Origin of the sequence: Paenibacillus sp. FSL H7-0716, assembly GCF_038002705.1 — a bacterium.
Lineage (GTDB): Bacteria > Bacillota > Bacilli > Paenibacillales > Paenibacillaceae > Paenibacillus_AQ > Paenibacillus_AQ odorifer.
In genome coordinates, this window is sequence record NZ_JBBODA010000022.1 from 77,438 (window position 1) to 100,325 (window position 22,888).

Sequence of the window (22,888 nt, forward strand, 5' to 3'; positions counted from 1 at the left end):
CCTCTTCTTAACCGTGAATCGTATTCAATACAAGTACGATCAAACTTACCGTTAGGTAGTTAATGGAGAAGAGGAAGTTCTTCTTCGCCCAGACTTCGTCATCTTTTGCTGCAAAGCCCATCAAGGTTATGATTAACCAGGCCAGGGACAGCGCTGTTGAAATCACCAGATAAAAAATACCCGCATAGTCGTAGGCGTACATTAACACTGGAATAGGCAGCAACAGTGCTACATAAGGAATCATTTGAAACTTCGTACGACGTGTTCCTTTGACTACAGGCAGCAGCGGAAATCCAGCGGCTCTATATTCTTCTTTACGTCTAATCCCGAGCGCCCAGAAATGGGGAGGTTGCCACAGAAACAACATCGCAAACATCAACCAAGCCCCTAGATCAACTGTTCCCGTAACTGCAACGTAGCCAATTACCGGTGGCATAGCTCCAGAGATCGCACCTACTGAAGTGCTCCATGTTGATGTCCGTTTCAACCAAAGGGTGTATACTACAACGTAAACGAACATCCCTACAATCCCGAACAGACCGGCTAAAACTCCGGAAAAAGCAAACAGCACAATCAAGCCCGCAATTCCAAGCCCAATAGCATACAGCAATACGGTTTTGGGTTTCAGTCGTCCTGTAGGAAGCCCCCGATCGCGCGTTCTTTCCATCTTCATGTCCAGGTCACGGTCGAAATAGTTATTAAAAACACAGGCCGAAGCCATAACCAGCATTGTACCGAGCAGAGTCAGAACTAATCTGCCGTATTGAACATCCCAACCTGAAGCCAGCCAATATCCTGCAAAGGCAGCGATGAGGTTAGATCGGATAATACCGGGTTTTGTTACGGTAATGAAATCACGCCAACTTGCACCTTCCGGTGGAGATTTTGCAGACATAGCTGCAGAATCGGAAGAAGCTTGAAATGTTATATGATTATCCACACCAAATGATCCTCCTTCTAAACGAACTTCTAACGTTCTAGCCGAAGCACTAAATAGACTTCGCTGTTAACTTTATCATATCAAACCCGAAGAGACTTTGACAGTCATGGCACAGTATGTTCATGAATTTGACAATTACGTGACGATATTTATTTTCAGCCCGTTAATAACCTAAGCTGTATTTGGGTAATTATTAATAATGTACTTCCGAACAACAAAGGAGAACTGACCAATGGACACCGCTACACATTTAGTTATGGGCATAGGGCTAGCCGGACTTTCATTCGTAGATCCTGTCGTTGCTTCTGACCCTAAACTGGCCGGGGCCGTTATGCTGGCTACGATTTTAGGCTCACAGGCTCCTGATGCCGATACCGCATTAAGACTAAAGGACAATGCAATATATATTCGTAATCACCGGGGAATCACACACTCCTTACCTTTTCTAATTTTGTGGCCCGCTCTGATTGCCCTAGTCTTAGGGCCTCTGTTTGGATTTACTGATTTGGCGGCTTTAAGCCATGTTGCACTCTGGGGTTTCATAGGCGTAGGCGTGCATGTCTTCTCTGATCTGTTTAACACCTATGGAACCCAGGCCGCCCGTCCATTTACTGAGAAATGGATTGCCTGGAATATCATCCACATTTTCGATCCATTTATTTTTGGCAGCCATATCGCAGCTATTCTACTCTGGATCACTGGGATTGTGCCGCCCAAACCTTTATTTATTACGCTTTACGCCTGTACCATTCTTTATTATATTTGGAGAACGATTGTTCATGCCCGCCTTACACGAAACATCAAGCTTAAAGATATACACCATAATGCTGGCGAACGTTATATTGTAATCCCTACAATTTCACTTAAACGCTGGAACGTAGTTAAAGTGAAAAAAGACGGCAGCTATGACGTTGGGCAGCTACTGAACAACCGTCTGGAATGGTTCAAACATGCGGTCTGCTCGAATCATCCGGCTGTGGAAATATCCAAGTCGCACCCAGATATTCAGTCCTTTCTATATTTCACCTCTTATGCGGTTGCCGAAGTGGAGGAGCTTCCTTCAGGATATATGGTGCGCTGGGGAGACGTTCGTTATTTACACCGCAAACAATACCCTTTTGTGGCTGTATTAGTTATGGATAACCAATATAAACCTTTAAATACTTATGTAGGCTGGCTTAGCAGTGATAAGCTCGACAAACGATTTTCCATCGACCCTGGTTCTTTACGATGAAACTGTAGACTTACTGAGAGATCTATTCTATAATCACAAAAAATCCCGGAGTATTTTATAATACTCCGGGATTCATTTTAGCAGACACGGAAAGGAAGGCTCTTAATGAGTAAAGGACTCTCACTTTGGTTCGCTTGTTCTTCTATTCTTATTCTCACTGCCGCTTCAATCGCGATCAGCTATAGCTTCTGGCTGGCACTTCTGCTTGGTTTTCTCTGCGTATTGAATATTGGCTGGGGATTTATCCTCAAAGCCAGAATTAGACGCAAACAGGAAAGCTTAAGCTCTGATTAGATTAACGAGCTGGTAGAAAGCCCATTCGCTCTTTTACGCCATTCAATGTCTCAGCTGCAACAATACGCGCACGTTCAGCACCTTCGGCAAGAATATCAGTGATCGCACCTGAACTGCGAATTTCATGATATCTTTGTTGCAAAGGCTCAAGTGTGGATACAACCACTTCCCCAAGATCCTTCTTAAAGCCACCATACATTTGTCCCTCATAACGATCGGCAATTTGCTGGAGGGACATTCCAGAACATTCCGAGTAAATACTCATCAAGTTACTAATCTCTGGCTTGTTAGCCGGATCAAAGATCACTTCACGTCCAGAATCAGTCGTTGCGCGGCTGATTTTTTTACGGATCACATCCGGCGAATCCAACAGGGCAATATAGCTGCCTGCATTCGGGCTGCTCTTGCTCATTTTTTTAGTGCCATCATCCAAAGACATAATGCGTGCGCCCACTTCAGGGATATACGGTTCAGGAATCGTAAAGAATTCGCCAAAACGGTTATTGAAACGGCCAGCTAAATCACGGGTCAACTCCAAGTGCTGCTTCTGATCTTCACCTACTGGCACAAGATCCGCATTATAAACAAGAATATCTGCTGCCATTAAAGAAGGATATACGAATAGGCCCGCGCCAACCGAATCCTTACCTGATGATTTATCTTTGAACTGTGTCATACGCTCAAGCTCGCCCATTGCCGTTAGCGTAGTCATGATCCAGCCCAATTCCGCATGCTGAGGCACATGGGACTGCATATATACATTCGAACGCACAGGATCAATTCCTGCCGCGATAAAGAGTGCAGCTACAGCTTCAGACTGCTCACGCAGTGCCGCAGGATCTTGAGCAACGGTGATCGCATGCATATCGACAACCATAAAGAAACATTGATGATCGTCTTGCAGCTTCACAAAATTTTTCAGTGCTCCAATATAGTTACCCAAAGTTAGAGAACCGCTCGGCTGTATGCCTGACATTACTTTTTTCAACATAATATAGACCTCCGTTAGATGTAATTTCCGATTTCCGAGAACGCAAAAAAAGCCTCATCCGCAAGGGACGTGAGACCGTGGTGCCACCCTTATTCGCTGCTTAACCTTTGTATAGTCAAAAGGAAACAGCCTTAGTCTTCCGTTAACGGGGAAGATCCGGCCGGTCTACTAGGGCATCTTGCTCCCGTTCAAGCGCGGCGCTCAGGGGTCCATTCATCAGGAGTGTCCTACCGGTTCGCATCAACCACCGGCTTTCTGAAGGTGCATTTCCTGTCTACTTGTCCCCGTCATCACATTCTCATCATAATTTAATGCCTTCATCATAGAACCATAAAGAGAAGTTGTCAAATCACTTAACCACTTCCGCATAAATCTGTTATGATAAGGTTATCCATGTTCTATTCGATTACAGTTACGATAAAGGAGCATATCTCATGAAACAGGTGACCAAAGGGCAGTGGGGCGGTTATGATACTTATATTTTGCACAGCCGCGAACTGGAAGTCACGCTTTTGCCGCGACTAGGAAACAACGTGATTTCATTGTTTGATGTAAAGGAACAACGGGAAATTCTGCGGCGGCCTGATGAAAGCGATCAAGCTTTCTTTATGCAAAAACCTTACCATTTTGGCATCCCGCTCTTAATTCCACCCGGAAGAATTCGTAAAGGAAAATTTCAATTCGAGGGTACAAGTTATCAATTTGACCAGAATACCGCAGGTGACAATCATATCCATGGCCTACACCGGACTCAATCCTGGTGTGTCAGCGATATTGAAGAAGACGAGGACGGTTGTGCAGTCACTACTGAATTCCTTACTGAAGATGATCCGCACTGGATGGAGCAATTTCCCATTCCACTCAAATTCGAAATGACATTCAGGCTTCAGGATTCCCGGCTCAGCCAGACTTTAAAGGTTACAAATCTCGGCGATCATCGTATTCCCTTTGGGATCGGTTATCACACCTGGTTTATGATCGATGGAGAACCTGAACGCTGGAATCTCAAGCTGCCCGTAAACAGCATTTATGAACTAAACGATGAATTGCTCCCTAGTGGCAATCTAATTCCACTTGGTGATCTAGATTCTCTAAATTCTGGAATCAACCTCCAGGGAACTAATTTTGATACTGCTCTGCGTATTGGTGACAAGCAGCCCGTAGAAGCATTGTTATTACGCGATGATGGTTATGGTCTTCGTTATACAGCTGACGAGAATCATTTCCGCCACTGGGTCCTGTATACCAAAGGGCCGGCCGATCAATTTCTGTGCATCGAACCTTACACCTGGCTCCCGGATGCTCCTAACGTTTCCGATGACCCTTCCTTCACGGGCTTGCTGAAGGTAGAACCAGGTCAAAGTCTTGAGCTGTCCACTATGCTGGAAATGATCTATCCCGAGAATTAAAGCAGATATAACATTATATCGGTCTTCCCTTGCGTTTACGTAAGAGAAGGCCGATTTTTTGTGCGAGCTTAGTTATTTAGGCTTTCTACCCTTACTTTTAATCGACTAATAATTACCATCCTTAAAACCTTTCGATAGCATGCATGAATTAGCCTCTTAGCGCTCATACTATCTTCACAACGGGCGAAGGAGGTGACACACATGGGTCAAGCAGGTCAAGGTCGTAGCAGCCGTTCCAATAACCTTGTAGTTCCTCAAGCAAATGCAGCGTTGCAACAATTGAAATATGAAGCAGCACAAGAGCTTGGAGTAACGATCCCAGCTGACGGTTATTACGGGAACTACACTTCCCGCGAAACTGGTTCTTTGGGAGGTTACATCACTAAACGTCTAGTACAACTGGCAGAACAACAACTGTCCGGTCGTCAGTAACATCGTTATCTTAAGTGTTTTATCCGGCAGAGGTCTTAAAAAGCCTATTGCCGACTAGCTTTCAAACCTCTCACACTTCTTCTAGAAGTTGTGGGGGGTTTTTCTAATTTATAGCCTATAGTCCCAGCTGCAAGTAATTTTTATGTAAAACGTTTAACTTAAAAATTGATCAGCACTCTCGGCGTAAGCATTACGGGGAGATCGAATCATCAGATTCGCCATATTATAATTAGACTCCAGCGTAGCATCTACGATTAGCTTGCCCTGTCTTATAGCGAACTCATAGCTGATCTCACCATGAGTCCAACGGCGTTTGTATTTCAGACTCTCCAGTGCCATTAGACGAAAAGAAGACTGCTGGCTCTCCGATATTCCTTCCTTCACTTCTGTGAATCCACCCCCCCGACCGGCTAAAGGATGGTGACGTATGCCGAATTTGCCAATGGTATTATTGCGTATTTGCACAAATACCGTACCGGAAGATAGTCCTGACAATTCCTCTTGCAGTTCCCTAAACACCAAATCCATTTGTCTTGCTAATGATAGCTGTTCTGTCTTAAGCATATCTTTCCTCCTAAAAGTTTTGTGGGCTTAGCTACTTCGAGTTTACTTCGTACAAAATCGGCTTAGTAAGCGCTTACTTAAGCTTTTTGAGCTGAGCTCATTAGTCTTCCTTGCAAGCCTTTTATAAGGCTCAAGGCTCATTATAGACCCCTTACATACGTCCAACAACATTATTCTACAAAATTGGGTTATTATCCCTAGTAATGCGCAAAATTCATGGATCATTCGTATATTAATTTTTATAAACCGGGGGTTTTCGACATTTAACCATTAAAAAAAGACCCCTTAACCGGGGTCTTTGCGTGTTCACACTGAAATTCCCTTATTTTTTGCGTCCTGAAATTTGTCTTATTTTAGACATTTCACGCTAAATGCTCTGTCATCTGCAAGAACTCGTTAATATCAGCCACGATCAGATCTGTAGCTCCTTGCCAGAAATCCGGCTTTGTCAGATCCACACCCAAATGTTTGAGCACCAAATCCTCCAATGTCATCACGCCGGTATCCTGCAACAAGCTATCATATTTGTCTGCAAAGGAAGCTCCCTCTTGTAATGCCAGACGATATAAGCCTGTACTAAACATATAACCAACGGTGTACGGGAAATTATAGAAAGGTACATCTGTGATATAGAAATGCAGCTTCGACGCCCAGAAATGAGGGTGGTATTCAGAAAGCACACCACAGAAAGCTTCTTTCTGTGCTTCCACCATCAGAGCAGACAGTTCCTCAGCATTTACAAGACCTTCCTTACGTTTTTCATAAAAGCGAGTCTCGAACAAGAATCGAGCGTGAATGTTCATAAAGAATGCCACACTGTTCTGTATCTTCGTCTCAAGCAGTGCCAGCTTCTCCTCTGCATTGCCCGCAGCTTTAACCTGAGCATCAGATACAATCACTTCTGCAAAGGTTGAAGCGGTCTCTGCAACGTTCATTGCATAATTCTGATTAAATACAGGTTGATCATCAAGCAGGTAGGAATGATACGCATGTCCCAGCTCATGGGCCAATGTTGAAACATTGGAAGGTGTGCCGCTGTAAGTCATGAATATCCGTGATTCTTTACTCTCAGGGAAGGAAGTACAGAATCCACCAGGACGTTTGCCATTACGATCCTCAACCTCGATCCAGTTATTATCAAAGGCATGCTCTGCAAACTCAGCCATCTTAGGACTAAATTTACGGAACTGTGTGACGATATCCTTCGCAGCTTGATCATAAGGGATCTTGCCGGAAGATTTGCCTACAGGAGCTTCGACATCGACCCATGAGAGAGAATCCAGCCCCAGTAGCTTGGCTTTACGCTGAAGGTAGGACACGAGCACAGGTTTGCTATTTGTAATTACGTCCCACATCGTATTTAAGGTGTTCTGTGTCATACGATTGATGCTGAGCGGATCTTTCAGAACATCGTCCCAGCCTCTGCCCTTATAGAGCTTCAGGCGGAAGCCTGCTAAGTGATTTAAGGTATCCGCGCAATTATCTGCCGCTTCAGTCCAAGCCTCTTCCCATTTATGGAACATCGCTTGACGCACTTTTGGATCTGGATCATCCAGCTTATTAAAAGCTTGACCTGCAGATAGCAGCTTTGTTCCCTCTTCATCCTCAAATGGGATCTTGATCGAGCTCACAATTGTATCATAATGCCCGCTCCATCCATGATACCCGTCAACAGCTAATTCCAACGCTAAGCTTTCCAGCTCAGGGCTCATCTTCTCACGGGCCAAATCACGGCTCTCGCTCAGTACGAACGTTAAAGGAGCTATCTCTGGACGCGCCATCCACTCTGCCCAAACCTTGTCCGTAGTCTGACGAAGTACATTGCTAAATTGCGAGCTGATCCCTTCGAATCCGGCGCGCATGCTTGTCACTTTGGCCGCCAGTCTTACCGCTCCCTTGTCCATCTGATTCTGAGCGCCTAGACAGTCTGCGAAGGAAGTGACCTCCACAAGTCTTCCTGAACAGCTCTGAAGCAATGCTATAACCTCATCCAATGCTTTTGTAGACGCAACATCCGTTGGTGCCACAGCATCCTTCACAAAGCCTTGCAAGGATAAAATATCTTTTTCAAGCTTGCTCAAGAACCCTTCTAACTCTGCAGACGAAGAACCCCCCGGAAAAATAGTATCGAGTTCCCAAGTCAGTGATAAAGGTTGTTTCATGTGTACTCACCATTCCTTTGCTTTCATTTGACTTTCTTTGTAATTGTCTTAACACCATGGTAAAGTGAATAACGATATCTGAACATTTATAGCCGATAAACTTTAGGAGGGCATCCATATGAAGCCACTACAAATTTCACCGGAAACAGCCATTACGTTATCCAAGCAACTAGGCGTTCCTTTGGAACACTTGATGCATATGCCCCAACATATTTTACTACAAAAAATAGCGGAGCTATCCAAAAAACAAAATCCCCCACAAACTGAGGGCGAAAATGAAGAGACTCCTTCTGGGAAGGACTCACAATGATTCCATTTAGTCATACCTGGCCTTATGACATCATTCTAGGCGATATGTATGTGCAATACTGTCCATTCTGTAACTCAGAGAATGTGCTTCTGCCTATGAAGCCAAAAGAATTACAAATCGTTCGTGACGGCAAGAAAAAACTGCTCGTCTTCCCCTGCTGCAGCGCCAGTCCTACAGTTATAGATAATGACGGCGACTACCTTTTGTTCGATCGAGCTGTCAGATAAGCAAATTCTAACATTTTCTTTCTACAAAGCGCAGAGGAGAATTTAATTCTCTTCTGCGCTTTTTGTTGTTCGCAAACGTTATGAACTTGAAGACAAGCCTTCGATATCAACTTCAACATCTAGAGCCTCAGCACGCATTTGCTCCCGTAAAATAACCCACTGCTCACGTGCCGCCCGAATCATCGCCGCATCCATGATCTTCTGATCATTAATCAGACGGGAGAACCACATTACAGCCACTGAGTATTCCCCGATCCGCCGATTAAGTTCGCCGATCAGGTACATGAGCCGGGCATCATTGCCGGCAATGCCATCTATTTCATAGACCTTAACATACTCGTCCAAAGAATAGCGTAAAAAACGCTTCTCCTGCTCAGTCTCCCCTTGATAGCGGTAGAGCCAAGCAATATGATGCAGCAGACTTGCGATAATCCGATCTTTATCGTTAATACTCTGAGCACATAAAAGCGCCAGTTTATAGGTCTCGAGCGCAGTTTCCCAGTCTCGTTTCTCTCCAAAGTCCCGGCTCTTCCAGCGTTTCCCTACCTGTTCATTAAATGCCTTGCGCTGACGTTCCGTCAGCTTGTCAGCCGAATTTTCTGTGGAGGCAAATCCGCAATTGGGGCAGACTCGTACAACATAATAATCCGGATTCTCATTTTTATAATACGCGCAGAAATCAGCATCACGTCGAATAGCCGTTTTTAGACTGGGACGTACCCGCGAGGTTGAAAATTCATTTTCACAGTTGCAACACTTGACCTTAATAGAATATAGGGGTATTAACTCTGTCAAGTACTCTCATTCCTTTCAGGATCAACCTGTCCCTTGTTATTCCTGGGGCATGTTAACAAAATGATGTGCAGGACCTGCAAGGCGGCTAAGCACGAATGAACGCAGTGGTTCTTCGACTCCAGTCTCCACCAGTGCCTCTTTCATACATTGTAACCACTCCTCAGCACGTTCTGGAGTAATAGGAATATGCATATGCCTTGCTCTCATCATGGGATGTCCATGTAATTCCGAATAAAGTGGACCCCCGCCAAAAAACTGTGTCAGGAATTGATATTGCTTCTCCAGAACTGGAGTAATATCTTCAGGGAACAAGGGTCCCAGCTGCGGATGAAGCTGTACCTTGGCATAGAACACTTCCACCAACCGATGTAGTGCTTCAGCCCCCCCTAGATTGTCATATATACTCTCATTTGGATTCATTGAGGTTACCAGCCTTCTTCCATATTAATGAAACGTTACTTATTTTATTATACCAAAGATAAGCATAACACGGATATCCGTCGAAAGTGCTCTCTAAACTACAGAAAAAAGACGCTAAACTATAGTTCAGCGCCTGAAGAGTAAGGTTAGTAGGTCCTAAATTCCTCATCACCAGGAGGGACGAGAGAGACCCGGATTACATATACAAAAGCACAAACGAGAACTCCGGCTATAACGCTCATCGCCATCACTCCATCCCATTTAATCGTGTAACAGAGGGTGCATTTATTTATTACATAATATCATAATTCCTGCGAAAAAGCACAGATAATTGTAACCGCTTTCTCCATTTTTTTGTGCTGTTTGTCCCTCTTTTTGCATACATCTAACCATAGACCAGGAGGCGTTAATTATGACTTTTAAAAAGATTGGCGGCCCGCTGCTGGGATTCATATTGGCTGGTTGTATGCTGCTTATGTTACTTCATCCTGAAGCATCTCTTGCCGCAGCTTTACGTGGCCTGGCCATCTGGTGGGACGTGCTCTTCCCTTCACTGTTTCCCTTCTTCGTCATTTCTGAAATCATGCTAGGCTTAGGCATTGTCCATCTCTTCGGCGCTTTACTTGATCCACTGATGCGTCCCCTCTTCGGTATACCAGGCAGCGGTGGTTTTGTCGCGGCCATGGGATATGTATCAGGATATCCCGTCGGAGCCAAATTAACCGCTAAGCTGCGGGAGCAGAAGCTGATTAGCAGAATCGAAGGTGAACGCCTTGTAGCATTTACAACCTCCTCCGATCCTATTTTTCTACTAGGGGCGGTATCCGTTGGGTTTTTTCGCGATGCTTCTTTGGGGCTAATATTGGCACTGGCCCACTACGGAAGTGGCTTAATGGTTGGTCTCCTAATGTCATTTCATGGACGCAAGGAACAAAAGACTCCCACCCAAGACCCAGAAAAAAGTAGTTCTGACGCCCCCTCTGCTCCAGCAAAACAAGGATTCGGCAGAATACATGCCGCACTCCTTGCGATGTCCGAAGCCCGGCGCAAGGATGGACGGAGCTTCGGGGAGCTGTTAAAAGGAGCGATCCAATCCTCGCTACAGCTTATTATTGTCGTAGGGGGTCTGGTTGTATTCTTCAACGTGCTAATGGAGCTGCTTGCCCGTGCCGGAATCCTGCCCTCACTATTTAGCCTGGCCGGATCTCTCGTCTCCCTTGTTGGAGGGCCTCCCGAATTAGCTCAGGCCTTGATCAGCGGATTGTTTGAGGTCACCATAGGTGCCCGTTCTGCTGGTGAAGCCGCTTCTTCCATCCCCCTTCAATTCAAGGTCGCAGCAGCTGCCTTTATTCTCTCTTGGGGCGGATTATCTGTACATGCCCAAGTCGCAAGTATTTTGAACGGTACCGGGCTGCGTTATCTGCCGTTCTTAACTGCGAGACTGATACATGCCGTACTCGCAGCAGGTCTCGTGGTGCTGCTATGGAAGCCTGTGATGGGATCAGGATTGTCTTCTGCCTGGGTCTCACTGCCAGCCTCCACTGCCTTTACACCTTCAGCCTCAGGTGTCACTGCCAGCCTAGCTCTACTGAGTCTTATACTGGCTGCTGCTCTTCTAGTGTCACTGCTTATCCCTGCCTTTATGGCAATGCTCCGATTGATGCGCCGAAGTTGATTACATATTGTGTTCCGGGGCAAGATTGATTATGATCGGTGTATGACGGAATTATATAAAGGAGCTTGTACATCTTGAGATATTATGTTCTGGACCGCGGTGATGAGCTGTCAATCAAACTTGCCGAGCAATTTCACAAGCTGGCGGCGGAGCGGGATTTGCAACTGGATGCCGAGTCTCCGGAAATCGTCATCTCGATAGGTGGAGACGGCACAATGCTGCACGCTTTTCATACCTTTATCGATCAGATTCCCAACTTAGCCTTTGTAGGTGTGCACACAGGACACCTCGGCTTCTATGCGGACTGGCAAGCAGAAGAGCTGCCCACCTTAATCGATTATATGTGCGGAACCGGTGATTCTGAGCCGCAGAAACCGCGCATTGTGAAATATCCATTAATAGAGCTGGAGATTCACAAAAAATCGGGATCTTCGTCTCACATTGCCCTCAACGAATTTACCCTTAAAGGCGTGGATGGAACTATAATGATCCAAATCGACATCAATGATGTCACCTTCGAAATGTTCCGGGGCGATGGACTTTGCATTTCAACTCCCTCTGGCAGCACCGCTTATAACAAAAGTCTTGGGGGCGCTATGGTTCACCCTTCAATAGAAGCGCTGCAGATTGCCGAAATCGCGTCTATTAACAACCGTGTATTCCGGACAATGGGCTCGCCGCTACTACTGCCGAAGCATCATCATTGTGACATTTTTTCATGTAAAGACCAGCGTTTGCTGCTCACCGTAGATCATAACAACATTCCTGTTGATGACCTGATTTCAGTACGCTGTCAAGTTTCAGACAAAAAAGTCAGCTTCGCAAGGTATCGTCCGTTTCCGTTCTGGAACCGTGTCCGTGAAGCTTTCTTAGTCTGAGATCAGGGGATCAAAAAGCTGGAGATTTCAATATCTCCGGCTCTTTTTGGTGTGACAAAACTAACACCAATTGATAGACATAGAGAGAAATCAAATGGTATAATGAGGCTATTTTACAAAGAGTTACATAAAAGGAGAGAGTACTGTTGAAAAAATTATTATCCCTCTTGAGCATAAGTCTTCTGGCCCTGATACTGGCGGTCCCGGCTTTTGCTGCTTCAAAACCGATTGATGTTTATATCAACGGCAGTAAGGTTTCCTTTACCGCAGGAACCCCATACTTAGCGAACAATTCTGTACTTGTCCCTTTCCGGGTCATCTTCGAAAAGCTTGGACTGCAGGTGCTTTGGGATGCCAAGACTGGAACAGTAACAGGTAAAAGTTCAAATCTGGCGATCAGCCTAAAAATTGGCAGCAACCGCGCAACCGTTAACGGAACCGTGAAAAAACTGACCACCGCACCAGTCTCCTCAGCTGGCACTACATACATTCCTTTACGTTTTATCGCAGAGGCAACCGGAGGCACAGCCGTCTGGAATTCAACCAGCAGAAGCGTGCAAATTACCACCCCAGTATCCAAAGATAAGGACGAAGCAGCGATTACAGCATTAATCCGTTTGTCAAATAAGTATTTCAATGAAGAAAAAGCGATTAGCTTCTATTCCCTTATGGATTCAGAATCCTCAAATGCGGAGTCAGTGGCGGATCTTAATGCCTCCTTTGAGATTTTTGACATAAAAAATACTATTGAGAGTTTGGAAATCATTGATATTTCAGGCAATGACGCTACTGTCTATACACTGGAAAGCTCTCGCCGGACAGGTGGAGCCTATACGCCAGATACAGAGGACGAATACATGTATACACTTGTCCGCAAAAATGGAAGCTGGAAAATATCATCTGTGGAATCCCAAAGCTCCGTGATACTGCTGACTCGTGAACAAGCTCTAAAAACAGCAGCTAACATTCCTCAAAATGATGCGGATGCCATCAAAGGGAATATCACCAAATATTATCAAGCTATGAATGAACAAAATTCGGCCGCTGTTCTTTCCACCATGACTTCATACGGAGAAGAATATGATACCTCCCTTAAGGAAGATCTGGAAGATTTCTTTACTTCATATGACGTCACTTATACTCCAAGCGTGTCGAATATCTACTATTTTAGCGCGAAAGAAGCAGCTATTTATGTAGAAAGCAAAGAGAAGGATGCCAGTGAAGAGGAAACTTTTGAGCAAGGCACGATCTTCATTTTATCCAAGTCAGATAGCGGGGTATGGACTACTGATAACACCTACAGCGTTTACTATAAACTCGTGAAATCCTAATAACCATACGTCACAGAAAGTTAATTCGTGCAGTGTATACTTTCTTATCTTATAAATTATATAAAAAGGGCGTATGATTCCATGAAATCCAATAAAGTAATAAGTGCACTTTTAGGCAGCTGTCTGGCTTTATCCCTAACCTTTGCTCCAGTGGTTTCTGCTGCCGATGCCGCTCAGGCATCTACAGATAACCGTGATCTTATCAATGAAGTCATGAATATTCTGGAGAACTATAACCTCTCCGGTGTAGATAAGGATACCTTGATTCGTGGAGCCATTGACGGCATGGTGAACACCTTGGATGATCCCTATAGCCAATACTTCAATACCGAGGAAGCGGCACAATTTGAACATGATGTTGATCTGGAATACGTTGGTATCGGTGTTAGATTGCAATATACTGCAACAGAACTTTACATCGAAGACATAACACCCGGTTCGCCTGCAGAACAAGCAGGTCTGAAACGCGGCGATACGATAGTCAAAATTAACGGAATCCCCGTTGAAGAGACTGAAGGTGACGAGTTAAGCGGAGCCGCAGGCACCAAGGTCACTCTGCAGGTCCTCCGGAATGGAGTGACTAAATCATTTCGTGTAACCCGGAATGAAATTAGCTCTACTTCTGTTACCGGAACTATTGTTGGACAGAAAATAGCCTACATCACACTGAGCGGTTTCACACAGAATTCCGATGAAGAATTTGCCGCTATGCTGAAAAAGATGCGCGCAGCAGGTATGAAATCGATGGTGCTTGATTTGCGTGACAACTTAGGCGGCTATATGGATTCGGCATACAACATTACCTCCAATTTTATGGATAAAGGCATTATGATGTATACCTCTGATCAAACCGGAGCACTTACTCCAGTAACGATTACCAGCGGCAGCAAAATAGGCGTACCCGTCGTTATTCTAACGAATGAGTATACTGCCAGCGCCTCTGAGGCGCTTACTGGCGCATTACGTGACAATAAGCTCGCTACCGTCGTAGGCACTCGTTCTTTCGGTAAAGCACGTATTCAGAGCCTGCTTCCAATGTCTAATGGAGACATGCTGAAGCTGACTACGCAGAAATACCTAACTCCAAATAAAGAAGACTTTAATCACATCGGGCTTGCACCGGATATTGAGGTTAAAGGCAAAACTGCACAACTGATTACCGCTCTTCAGATTGCAGGAATGAAAAGCATTGAGATTTCCGGTGATCATCATATCTTGAACGTCAACGGGGTTGCCTTTGCTGGTAATGTGGGTCTAATAAAGCAAGGAGATAAGACTTATGCTTCTTCGCTCGTACTAGGTGCACTGATCGAAGGCGACATCACATGGGATGCCAAGAACAAAAAAGTCATCGTAACGAACGGGGCAGGTAAAGCGACCGGCTTTACGTTGTCCTCCAAAGAGGCGCTTTCTCAGAACGGCGAGACCTTCATTGAATTAAATGCCTTTAAGAAGAAGTTCCCTGCGCTTGTATGGAGTTACAATGCAACACAGAAACAATTGAAATTATCTGTAAAATAGATCCTTAATCTCACTAATCATTAAGCTGCTGAATCAAGCAACAATGAGTAAAAACAGGAGTTGTCACATAAGCCATGAAATGGCCGTTGGGACAACTCCTGTTCTTTGTTTAGTTTGATAATATTTGTACCTACGAAACATCTGTAGCACCTATCGGACATGGATGACCCTAAACGCAAAATTAATCCATATTTGTGGTGCTATCGGACTCCATAGTCGCTATAGGTATGAAAAACACCCTAATTATGCCTCTTTCTAACGAATAGCACCATTGGAGTCCGAAACCCCGCTCAAAAGGCTGAAAATTCGCAAATAACGGCATCTGGGTCCTTAAGCCTCAGGAGATGATGAAACTGCTGCGTCAAGTAGCCAACGATTAACAGCACAGATTAGCAGAGCAACCTACAGTAGCAGAACACTGAGCAGCACAGCATTACTGAGCGCACACAGCAACACCACAACACTGAGCAACACCACAACACTGAGCTGCGATCTCCAAGTAACGGAAGAAACGCTGCTCTGCTATTTTTTATAAGAAAAAAAGCTGGCTCATTCGTAGAAGGACTCTACTTATGGTTCAGCTCTCATCATTAAGGTTGTGAATTTTCTATGTTTTGATTGTTTTGATTGTTCTGAGCGCTTTGATTGTTCTGGTTGTTTTGATTGTTCTGAGCGCTTTGAGGTTTTGGTGTGTTTTGGGGTTTCTGAGACTGACCTTGTGGCGGTCTGCCTTGGAAATCCTTTTTGGATTTCTTGCCCTGTGAATCCTTGCCCCGGTGATTTCGGCTCTGATGTTCTCTCACAGGTCTATCCTTCGCCATATTGTCCTTAGAAGAAGTCATCTCTTTAAATGCCAATGAGTGATTCGAGCCTTGCTTAGAGGATGTTTCTTTAACAGAGAACTCTTTATCTGCAGCCGCTTCATCACTAGCTTCCGATTCTTGCTCCAAGGCCTCTTCATCGCTCGGCTCTGGTATTTCTTTGATTAAAATATCCTTGAACATGCCTTCCTGGGGTACTTCTTTCAATTTATGCAGCACAAAATAAGCGCAGCCAAAATTGCAGTATTCATTAATATAATCAACCATACCCGAAATCGCTGTATCCCGATTCACCTTAGGATGGTTGTCCCGGTAAAAACCTTTCAAACGTAACTGACTGTAACCCCAGTCACCGATAATATAGTCGTATCTTTCCAGCACCTCGCTATATCTCCCGCGAAACGCCTCCGGATTCCAACCATCCTTATGATCCAACATAAGTTCATAGCCTTTTCCGCCTATTACGATCAAACCTTTTGTCGCCTGCCTTTCTTTGGGTATCGTGGCGTTGATTATGCCGCCATCTATGTGGAATATTGGGCTTTCGGTCGCTGTTCTAGAACCGCTTCTACAGCACCAATATTCCCCTCCGATGACGCAAATCAACGTTTTTATGGGTAACCTAAAAGCAGAGATATCAGAACGCTGTTGCTTCTTCCTCCTCTTACTAACATTCTCCGTGAATTAAACCACAGAAAAGCAATAATTAGCTAGAAGAAACCGCACGCTCCTCGCGAGCTTGAGCTGCAGACTTCACCTGCTCATGCGCATGATAAGAGCTGCGAACTAGCGGGCCTGATTCCACATGGCTGAAGCCACGCTTCATTCCCTCTTCCTTCAACAGTGCAAATTCCTCCGGTGGATAATATTTCTCCACATTTAAATGTTTTGGAGTGGGTTGCAAATATTGTCCTAAAGTCAATATATCACAATTTACGGCTCGCAAATCATCCATTGCTTGTAAAATCTCGTTCCACTCTTCACCGACACCAAGCATGATACTCGATTTGGTTGGAATATTGGGTTTCATTTCCTTGGCTCTGCGCAGCAATTCCAAGGAACGAGCGTACTTCGCTTTAGCCCGTACACGATCTGACATCCGTTCCACGGTCTCAATATTATGATTAAGAATGTCTGGATTACTGTTCATGACAATCTCAAGACTATTCCGGTCTCCTAAAAAGTCTGGAATAAGCACTTCAACACTACATAACGGAAGGCGCTTACGAATCGCCGCTACCGTCTCAGCAAAAATCTGAGCGCCACCATCCGCAAGATCATCGCGGGCCACACTAGTCACCACACAGTGACGAAGATTCATTTTCTCTGCAGCTTCAGCTACACGTTCAGGCTCCTGCAGGTCCAGTTCTGTAGGCATCCCTGTATTCACTGCACAAAAACGGCATGCGCGTGTACAAATATCACCTAAAATCATGAAGGTAGCCGTACGGTTTGCCCAGCATTCATAAATATTCGGACACCTGGCTTCTTCACATACGGTATGTAAAGTTTTGGAACGCATCATGCTTTTGATTTCCTGATAATTGTCACCGGTAGTCAGCTTAATCTTAATCCAATCCGGTTTAGGTTGCTTTGCTGTTTTATTAGACAAAATGATAAACCCCGCTTCCTCCTGAATGTGATGCTGCAGATGAAAGTTGCTGCCTCATATTATAACATGTGCGATTTACAATTGCCTGTTTTTGTGAAATATGCAGGGTGCATCATCTGGAGTTTCCAGCGAGATTTTTCTGGTACCTTTAGACAAGAACGGATAAAAAGTAGCATTTTGCACCAATCTATAAAAAAGCTTCTTCCGAAGTGACTACATTCAATTTAATGCCCGGACAAAGGAGGCTGTTATCTTGCTAGCCCTATTTAGGAATATTAAAGACCGGAGAACCCTGTTATGCCTGTCCGCGGCCGCTATCCTCTGGGGTGGTTTAAACCTTCCTGTTTCAGCAGCTGTAGCGCGGCCTACAATCCAACCGGTGATGAGCAGCGGGGATCCCGCTAGTGCTAGCAAAGAAGCGCAATGGTCTGGCCGTAGACAGATTTACGAGCAAATGAGTGCAGCTACTGGTATCCCTTGGTTTAGGTTCGCAGCCATTGATCAATATGAACGCACGCTCGCCAAAAAGGGAGCTTCAGGGCAGCCTGTCTCGACGCGCCTTACAGCCATAAAGATCCCGGCACCGGTATGGGCTGGTCCACTCAATCCGGATCAGGGGGATACTTCCCCAAACTCCATTAGCTTCTTTGATGGTTTTGGCAGTGATGGCTCAGGAGACGGCATAGCTGATCCAGAGAATGATGCGGACGTTCTGTATAGTATGGCTAGACACTTATTGAAGTATGGACAATCCGCTAGTGATTTCAGTATCGGGGTCTGGGAGTATTATCACAATGGCCGCGCTTCGCAGCGCATTACCCAGTTCGCGAAGTTATATGAACATTTTGGACGGCTGGACCTATCCGGCAATGCCTTCCCGCTTCCCCTAAGTAACCTTTATTCTTATCGTAGCACTTGGGGCACTGGAAGAAGCTGGGGCGGTGCACGTATCCATGAAGGAACAGATTTATTTGCACCTCAAGGAGTGCCCGTCCGAAGCACCTGTTTTGGCTTAGTGGAGACAAAAGGCTGGAACCGGTACGGCGGCTGGAGAATCGGGATTCGCGATATCGAGAACCGTTACCATTATTACGCTCATCTATCTGGATATAACAAAACCATTTCTCGCGGAGATATAGTCACCCCCGGTGAGATTATTGGCTGGGTAGGCAGCTCGGGTTACGGCAATCCAGGAACACAAGGAAAATTCCCTCCACATCTACATTTTGGCATTTACCGCGATCGCGGAATTACCGAATGGGCTTTTGACCCCTATCCGTTGCTTAAGCAGTGGGAGAATCAGGAATATAGAGACTTAAAGAACAAAAGAAGCAAAAAAAGTGCTGTAAATTAGAATAAGGTCCCTTTCCTTAGAGAGGGGCCTTTTCTTTTTTAATACAACATCAAACAGCCGAAAGGTTCAATGCTGACCGTAAGCTTATTATTATTTTTTAAGATTGCTCCAGACAATAAATCAGTTAATTCGTTCTTATCAGCTCGAAATGGGCTAAGCTCTAGTTGGATAGGATTTGGAGAATTATTGATAATCAGCCCTATCTTCTCGTGCTCCACACCTCGTATGTAACCAAGCACATTACGAACTTCATCAGTAAACCAAGGACGAAAGGTGCCTTTGCGCAGAACCTCATGGCTTTTTCTCAGAGAAATCAACTGTTGATACCACTTATGCATCACTGCATTCTGTGCTTGTTCTTGCCATACCATAGCTTTTCTACAGTGGGGGTCCGTCGCCCCTTCCATCCCAACCTCATCCCCGTAATAGATCATTGGAATGCCGATATAGGTCATCTGGAAAAAAACAGCCAGCATCATACGTTCAGCAGCGGTACTCACGCGGTCCCAACCACGCCCAGCTTCTTTACATGCCGTAAGAAACCGCAGGGTATCATGGCTGCCAAGCAACTGAAACATAGCCGAATTCGCCTGGTCATTATACAACGCCTCCTGATGGAGCAATTGCTCCATAAAGCGAACCGGCCCCGTCGATTGTTCCGCAAAAAATTCTAACACTGCATCACGAAGCACATAATTCATTCCTCCATCGAACTGATCCCCTCTAAGCCATGGCCCAGAAGCATGCATAATCTCACCGATCAGCAGGATTTCAGGATATTCAGATTTGAGCTCTTGCCGAAACCGGGACCAAAAACGCGGATTAACTTCATTCGCCACATCCAGACGCCAGCCGTCAATCGCTGTCTCGCGCACCCAATACTTCGCAACCTCAATCATGTAATCCGCCGTATCCGGATTGTCCATGTTCAGCTTTGGCATATGCGCTTCAGCTTTGGCAAACGTTTCATAATTGGGTACAGGGGTCTGCGTAACCGGAAAGGAATGAATGAAGAACCAATCTTTATACGGAGATTCCTCTCCTTTTGCCAACACATCTTTAAACGCGAAAAAGCGGTCTCCCGAATGATTAAACACAGCATCTAAAATCACTTTGATTCCATGCCTGTGCGCCTGGCTGACCAGCGCCTTCAATCCATCCGTATCCCCAAATACTGGATCAACCTTATAGTAATCGGAGGTATTATATTTATGCTCTGAAGGAGACTCAAATACAGGCGTCATATAAACAACGTTTACTCCTAACTGTTGCAGGTAGGGCATTTTGTCAGAGATGCCTTGTAAGGTCCCTTCGTTATAACTGCTGGGATAGATTTGATAGGTTACTGCATCCATGCTCCATGAAGGTAACTTCAACGCCTCAGAATGATGGAGATATGCATATTGAAAAGAACCCGCACGTTCCCGGTTCTCCGACGCCCCTCTCTCTCCATACCAGACATATTCACCCACAGGATTAGCTACATGGAACAGATATCTGCATTTTTTAGTGGGGGTCTCAATGACCGCTTCATGTATCTCATAAACACCTGCCGACCCAATCCGCTCCATCTGCAAAGGAACTTCATGCCCCGGGGAATCATAACGGTCTGAGTAGATGACGGTACAGGATAATTGCTGTCCAGCTTGCGTGAACAGTCTGAGCTTCAAGATGCCCGTACCCACAGGATAGGCAAACGGATCTTCACTTGTATGATATAAAAACCATGTATGAGGCATAACTTCTAAACTCCTTTTTATGCTTTTATCGTTAAATCTATGAGACTCTTTGTGATTAGAGAGACTGCTAAATTTGTGTTATTATGGTTACAAATACCGTTCCGGATTATGAGGGGAAGCCAATGAAAGTAACCATTTCTGATATTGCCAAAGCAGCCAATGTGGCTAAATCTACCGTATCCAAAGTATTAAACGATTCCCCAAAAATATCACAGGAAACGAAACACAAGGTTCGCGAAATTATGAAGCAGATGAACTATACACCAAGCAGTATCGCGACTGGATTAGCCAGACAAAGCAGCTGTAATATTGGTCTCCTGGTCGATATGTCCAAGGAAAGTGAATTCCTAAACCAGTTTTTCTACAACATTATCGGTGGAATAGAAAGTGTAATTGCGCCTTTAAAATACGAGCTGACTATTTCCAATGTGCAGCATAGTAGTCCGGAAGGACATTTTCTAAATAGACTTGTATTCAGCAAACGTGTCGACGGAATCATAGCGAATAACTCCGTACTTACGGAAGAGCTTTGCGAAGAACTGAACCGCTTAGAGTTTCCCTACATCTCCATCGGCGAAATTATGACTCCCGGAAGCTGGGTCGATTTCGATAATGAAGCAGGCGGCAGCATGCTGACCTCACATTTAATAAAGCAGGGGTATTCCAAAATAGCCTTCATAGGCGGGCAGCAGCAGGAAAAGATTTATACTCATCGCCTGAGTGGATATTTGCAAGCATTGCAGCAAGCAGATCTTGCAGATCAGCAGCAATGGATTATCAATTGTAAGGCTGATGAACATGAGAGCTATCATGCTGCACTTGAGCTTCTACAGAGCGAAGATCGACCAGACTCCGTAGTATGCATGAACAGCTATGTTGCCTTCGGGGTGCTTCAAGCTGCAAAATCACTGGATATTCATGTTCCATCACAGCTCGGTATCGCCGCTTTTGATGAATATCCTCTATCCCGTTATACTACGCCTCCTCTAACCTCGCTGAATATCGACACATTCCAACTAGGGGTATCTTCAGGCGAGCTGCTGATGCAACGCATTCGTAATAACAACATCCCCTCTAGGCATTTGCTTCTCGAGCCAGAACTCATTCCTCGTGAGTCAACCATGAGATCCCAGTTCCCGGCGGGAACTTAGTGAAGAGGTGGGAAGCTTGGTTGCGCTGCATGCCATTCGGCTTGATTGTCTGGAGTAACTGTTTTAGCTTGATCGAATTTGAGTAGCTAAAATGGCTACATCGGATTTAATTGCACTTTGTGCAATAGAAATCCTTATAAGATGGGTAACATTCGATTTAATTGCACTTTGTGCAGTCAAAACTCGTGAAATCGGCAAAAAAACAGTCTTTTTCCTGAATTCTACTGCACAAAATACAGTTAAACCTTTCTTCCAGCTTCAAACAGAAAGTCTAATTGTACTTTCTGCAATTAAAAAGCTTCATACTGCTTACCAAGGAGCGGCCCCATACGGGAGCCGCTCCTTGGTGTGTTTAAGCAATAGATATTATGAAGCTTATAGATCCTTCCAGCGCTGAACCGTCAGATTTACGGTTTGTGCACCGCCTGATGGCGTAAGGGTTCGATTGGAAAGATCCGATCCATTCGAATTCACCTCCACATTAGTCCAAGCGCCTCGTGTAACTTTGTATTGAATTGCTGTTCCCGCCGGTAGACTTAGTGTGATGGAGTAAATACCATCACTGCCCTTCGTCAGTTGGTAGTTCGGATCTGCCGCATTCCAGCTATTGAAGGAACCGGAGAGATAAACGGGACCACTCACAGGAGTAGACGCAGGAACAGTTACTCGGAATGTAACACTATCTGCTTGTGGTTCTCCTGCGGTGATGTTGCCATTCACCATACTCCAGGTGCCCGCAGCAAAATGATAGTTATTGCCTCCATTGTTATCCCATGTGCCACTGCCATTATTAAAGGCTGCGGTCAGCCCAGCTGCCGTGTCCAACTGAATCGTAACCGCCTTATATCCTGTAAAAGCAGAAGCTTGAAGCTGCTCGCCTGGAGACGTCGTCCAGACCGTTGAACCATCGAGCTTATAATGGATATACGAGCTGCTATAAGCCGCATTCTTATAATAGATCGTTGCCGTGCTGCCGACAGGCGTTGCCGTTGGTGTTGGCGTTACGGTCGGTGTCGGCGTTACCGTTG

23 protein-coding genes and 1 other annotated feature are annotated in these 22,888 nt (G+C 45.2%); of the genes, 13 read left to right on the plus strand and 10 right to left on the minus strand.

Annotated features, from left to right (window positions below):
* Nucleotides 1–7: 7 nt before the first annotated feature.
* Nucleotides 8–940: a heme o synthase gene (gene cyoE, locus MHH60_RS23530; protein ID WP_036685285.1), complete on the minus strand. Its 933-nt coding sequence runs from the start codon at nt 938–940 to the stop codon at nt 8–10.
* 232 nt (nt 941–1,172) lie between these two features.
* Between cyoE and MHH60_RS23535 the strand changes: the two genes are divergently transcribed.
* On the plus strand, nt 1,173–2,174 hold the full coding sequence (locus MHH60_RS23535) for a metal-dependent hydrolase (RefSeq protein ID WP_036685288.1): 1,002 nt from the start codon (nt 1,173–1,175) through the stop codon (nt 2,172–2,174).
* 105 nt (nt 2,175–2,279) lie between these two features.
* Nucleotides 2,280–2,468 (plus strand): hypothetical protein, encoded by a 189-nt coding sequence (locus MHH60_RS23540; RefSeq protein WP_076134180.1) that lies wholly within the window; start codon nt 2,280–2,282, stop codon nt 2,466–2,468.
* 1 nt (nt 2,469) lies between these two features.
* Here MHH60_RS23540 and trpS read toward each other — a convergent pair whose 3' ends face one another.
* Nucleotides 2,470–3,456, minus strand: a complete 987-nt coding sequence (trpS, locus tag MHH60_RS23545; RefSeq protein WP_036685592.1) for a tryptophan--tRNA ligase — start codon at nt 3,454–3,456, stop codon at nt 2,470–2,472.
* A gap of 63 nt (nt 3,457–3,519) precedes the next feature.
* Nucleotides 3,520–3,759 (minus strand) — a binding site (T-box leader).
* Between the two features lie 134 nt (nt 3,760–3,893).
* Here trpS and MHH60_RS23550 point away from each other — a divergent pair.
* Both MHH60_RS23550 and MHH60_RS23555 read left to right on the plus strand, forming a co-directional pair.
* Nucleotides 3,894–4,868 carry an aldose 1-epimerase gene (locus MHH60_RS23550; RefSeq protein ID WP_036685293.1) on the plus strand — a complete coding sequence of 325 codons (975 nt, stop codon included), beginning with the start codon at nt 3,894–3,896 and terminating at the stop codon, nt 4,866–4,868.
* Nucleotides 4,869–5,069: 201 nt separating this feature from the next.
* Complete coding sequence (locus tag MHH60_RS23555) at nt 5,070–5,300, plus strand: alpha/beta-type small acid-soluble spore protein (RefSeq protein ID WP_036685295.1); 231 nt, start codon at nt 5,070–5,072, stop codon at nt 5,298–5,300.
* Between the two features lie 153 nt (nt 5,301–5,453).
* Here MHH60_RS23555 and MHH60_RS23560 read toward each other — a convergent pair whose 3' ends face one another.
* Both MHH60_RS23560 and MHH60_RS23565 read right to left on the minus strand, forming a co-directional pair.
* Nucleotides 5,454–5,864 carry an O-methyltransferase gene (locus MHH60_RS23560; RefSeq protein ID WP_076134179.1) on the minus strand — a complete coding sequence of 137 codons (411 nt, stop codon included), beginning with the start codon at nt 5,862–5,864 and terminating at the stop codon, nt 5,454–5,456.
* A 362-nt stretch (nt 5,865–6,226) separates the two neighbouring features.
* Nucleotides 6,227–8,026 (minus strand): M3 family oligoendopeptidase, encoded by a 1,800-nt coding sequence (locus MHH60_RS23565; protein ID WP_076134178.1) that lies wholly within the window; start codon nt 8,024–8,026, stop codon nt 6,227–6,229.
* A gap of 118 nt (nt 8,027–8,144) precedes the next feature.
* Between MHH60_RS23565 and MHH60_RS23570 the strand changes: the two genes are divergently transcribed.
* Nucleotides 8,145–8,336: a YycC family protein gene (locus tag MHH60_RS23570; protein WP_076105309.1), complete on the plus strand. Its 192-nt coding sequence runs from the start codon at nt 8,145–8,147 to the stop codon at nt 8,334–8,336.
* Nucleotides 8,333–8,563 (plus strand): hypothetical protein, encoded by a 231-nt coding sequence (locus MHH60_RS23575; protein WP_036685307.1) that lies wholly within the window; start codon nt 8,333–8,335, stop codon nt 8,561–8,563. The genes MHH60_RS23570 and MHH60_RS23575 overlap by 4 nt, the downstream gene beginning before the upstream one ends.
* Nucleotides 8,564–8,641: 78 nt before the next feature.
* Here MHH60_RS23575 and MHH60_RS23580 read toward each other — a convergent pair whose 3' ends face one another.
* Both MHH60_RS23580 and MHH60_RS23585 read right to left on the minus strand, forming a co-directional pair.
* On the minus strand, nt 8,642–9,358 hold the full coding sequence (locus MHH60_RS23580) for a DUF2225 domain-containing protein (RefSeq protein ID WP_076134177.1): 717 nt from the start codon (nt 9,356–9,358) through the stop codon (nt 8,642–8,644).
* Nucleotides 9,359–9,394: 36 nt separating this feature from the next.
* Entirely contained in the window at nt 9,395–9,778 is a 384-nt protein-coding gene (locus MHH60_RS23585; protein ID WP_076134176.1) for a globin domain-containing protein, read from the minus strand.
* 412 nt (nt 9,779–10,190) lie between these two features.
* On the opposite strand from MHH60_RS23585, the gene ylbJ reads away from it, so the two are divergent.
* The 4 genes from ylbJ to MHH60_RS23605 all read left to right on the plus strand — a co-directional run bounded on the left by ylbJ (nt 10,191) and on the right by MHH60_RS23605 (nt 15,183).
* A complete protein-coding gene (gene ylbJ / locus MHH60_RS23590) occupies nt 10,191–11,453 on the plus strand; it encodes a sporulation integral membrane protein YlbJ (RefSeq protein WP_076134175.1) in 1,263 nt (420 codons plus the stop codon).
* 74 nt (nt 11,454–11,527) lie between these two features.
* Nucleotides 11,528–12,331, plus strand: a complete 804-nt coding sequence (locus MHH60_RS23595) for an NAD kinase (protein WP_036685317.1) — start codon at nt 11,528–11,530, stop codon at nt 12,329–12,331.
* Nucleotides 12,332–12,477: 146 nt separating this feature from the next.
* Nucleotides 12,478–13,662: a copper amine oxidase N-terminal domain-containing protein gene (locus tag MHH60_RS23600; RefSeq protein WP_076134174.1), complete on the plus strand. Its 1,185-nt coding sequence runs from the start codon at nt 12,478–12,480 to the stop codon at nt 13,660–13,662.
* An 81-nt stretch (nt 13,663–13,743) separates the two neighbouring features.
* The gene (locus tag MHH60_RS23605; RefSeq protein ID WP_076134173.1) at nt 13,744–15,183 is read left to right on the plus strand and encodes a S41 family peptidase; all 1,440 of its coding nucleotides are present in this window, start codon (nt 13,744–13,746) and stop codon (nt 15,181–15,183) included.
* Between the two features lie 590 nt (nt 15,184–15,773).
* On the opposite strand, the gene MHH60_RS23610 is transcribed toward MHH60_RS23605, so the two are convergent.
* Both MHH60_RS23610 and lipA read right to left on the minus strand, forming a co-directional pair.
* Nucleotides 15,774–16,442 carry a YutD family protein gene (locus tag MHH60_RS23610; RefSeq protein WP_076134257.1) on the minus strand — a complete coding sequence of 223 codons (669 nt, stop codon included), beginning with the start codon at nt 16,440–16,442 and terminating at the stop codon, nt 15,774–15,776.
* Nucleotides 16,443–16,710: 268 nt separating this feature from the next.
* Nucleotides 16,711–17,616, minus strand: a complete 906-nt coding sequence (gene lipA, locus MHH60_RS23615) for a lipoyl synthase (protein WP_076134172.1) — start codon at nt 17,614–17,616, stop codon at nt 16,711–16,713.
* A 253-nt stretch (nt 17,617–17,869) separates the two neighbouring features.
* Between lipA and MHH60_RS23620 the strand changes: the two genes are divergently transcribed.
* On the plus strand, nt 17,870–18,970 hold the full coding sequence (locus tag MHH60_RS23620; RefSeq protein WP_076134171.1) for a M23 family metallopeptidase: 1,101 nt from the start codon (nt 17,870–17,872) through the stop codon (nt 18,968–18,970).
* 38 nt (nt 18,971–19,008) lie between these two features.
* Here MHH60_RS23620 and MHH60_RS23625 read toward each other — a convergent pair whose 3' ends face one another.
* Nucleotides 19,009–20,709 carry a glycoside hydrolase family 13 protein gene (locus MHH60_RS23625; protein ID WP_076134170.1) on the minus strand — a complete coding sequence of 567 codons (1,701 nt, stop codon included), beginning with the start codon at nt 20,707–20,709 and terminating at the stop codon, nt 19,009–19,011.
* Nucleotides 20,710–20,831: 122 nt separating this feature from the next.
* Here MHH60_RS23625 and MHH60_RS23630 point away from each other — a divergent pair, with 122 nt between their 5' ends.
* Together MHH60_RS23630 and MHH60_RS23635 are read left to right on the plus strand one after the other, a co-directional pair.
* Nucleotides 20,832–21,860 (plus strand): LacI family DNA-binding transcriptional regulator, encoded by a 1,029-nt coding sequence (locus MHH60_RS23630; protein WP_076128009.1) that lies wholly within the window; start codon nt 20,832–20,834, stop codon nt 21,858–21,860.
* Between the two features lie 91 nt (nt 21,861–21,951).
* Complete coding sequence (locus MHH60_RS23635) at nt 21,952–22,257, plus strand: hypothetical protein (protein ID WP_076134169.1); 306 nt, start codon at nt 21,952–21,954, stop codon at nt 22,255–22,257.
* Here the strand turns inward: MHH60_RS23635 and MHH60_RS23640 are convergent.
* Nucleotides 22,236–22,888 (minus strand): carbohydrate binding domain-containing protein (locus MHH60_RS23640; protein ID WP_341161165.1); only part of this gene is annotated, 653 nt, incomplete at its 5' end. The genes MHH60_RS23635 and MHH60_RS23640 overlap by 22 nt on opposite strands.

Excerpts from the sequence above, each read along its gene's own strand:
- MHH60_RS23535 (WP_036685288.1), top strand. The coding sequence starts at position 1,173 with ATGGACACCGCTACACATTTAGTTATGGGCATAGGGCTAGCCGGACTT.
- MHH60_RS23540 (WP_076134180.1), top strand. The coding sequence starts at position 2,280 with ATGAGTAAAGGACTCTCACTTTGGTTCGCTTGTTCTTCTATTCTTATT.
- MHH60_RS23550 (WP_036685293.1), top strand. The coding sequence starts at position 3,894 with ATGAAACAGGTGACCAAAGGGCAGTGGGGCGGTTATGATACTTATATT.
- MHH60_RS23555 (WP_036685295.1), top strand. The coding sequence starts at position 5,070 with ATGGGTCAAGCAGGTCAAGGTCGTAGCAGCCGTTCCAATAACCTTGTA.
- MHH60_RS23560 (WP_076134179.1), bottom strand. The coding sequence starts at position 5,864 with ATGCTTAAGACAGAACAGCTATCATTAGCAAGACAAATGGATTTGGTG.
- MHH60_RS23565 (WP_076134178.1), bottom strand. The coding sequence starts at position 8,026 with ATGAAACAACCTTTATCACTGACTTGGGAACTCGATACTATTTTTCCG.
- MHH60_RS23570 (WP_076105309.1), top strand. The coding sequence starts at position 8,145 with ATGAAGCCACTACAAATTTCACCGGAAACAGCCATTACGTTATCCAAG.
- MHH60_RS23575 (WP_036685307.1), top strand. The coding sequence starts at position 8,333 with ATGATTCCATTTAGTCATACCTGGCCTTATGACATCATTCTAGGCGAT.
- MHH60_RS23585 (WP_076134176.1), bottom strand. The coding sequence starts at position 9,778 with ATGAATCCAAATGAGAGTATATATGACAATCTAGGGGGGGCTGAAGCA.
- ylbJ (WP_076134175.1), top strand. The coding sequence starts at position 10,191 with ATGACTTTTAAAAAGATTGGCGGCCCGCTGCTGGGATTCATATTGGCT.
- MHH60_RS23605 (WP_076134173.1), top strand. The coding sequence starts at position 13,744 with ATGAAATCCAATAAAGTAATAAGTGCACTTTTAGGCAGCTGTCTGGCT.
- MHH60_RS23610 (WP_076134257.1), bottom strand. The coding sequence starts at position 16,442 with ATGTTGGATCATAAGGATGGTTGGAATCCGGAGGCGTTTCGCGGGAGA.
- MHH60_RS23625 (WP_076134170.1), bottom strand. The coding sequence starts at position 20,709 with ATGCCTCATACATGGTTTTTATATCATACAAGTGAAGATCCGTTTGCC.
- MHH60_RS23630 (WP_076128009.1), top strand. The coding sequence starts at position 20,832 with ATGAAAGTAACCATTTCTGATATTGCCAAAGCAGCCAATGTGGCTAAA.
- MHH60_RS23635 (WP_076134169.1), top strand. The coding sequence starts at position 21,952 with ATGGCTACATCGGATTTAATTGCACTTTGTGCAATAGAAATCCTTATA.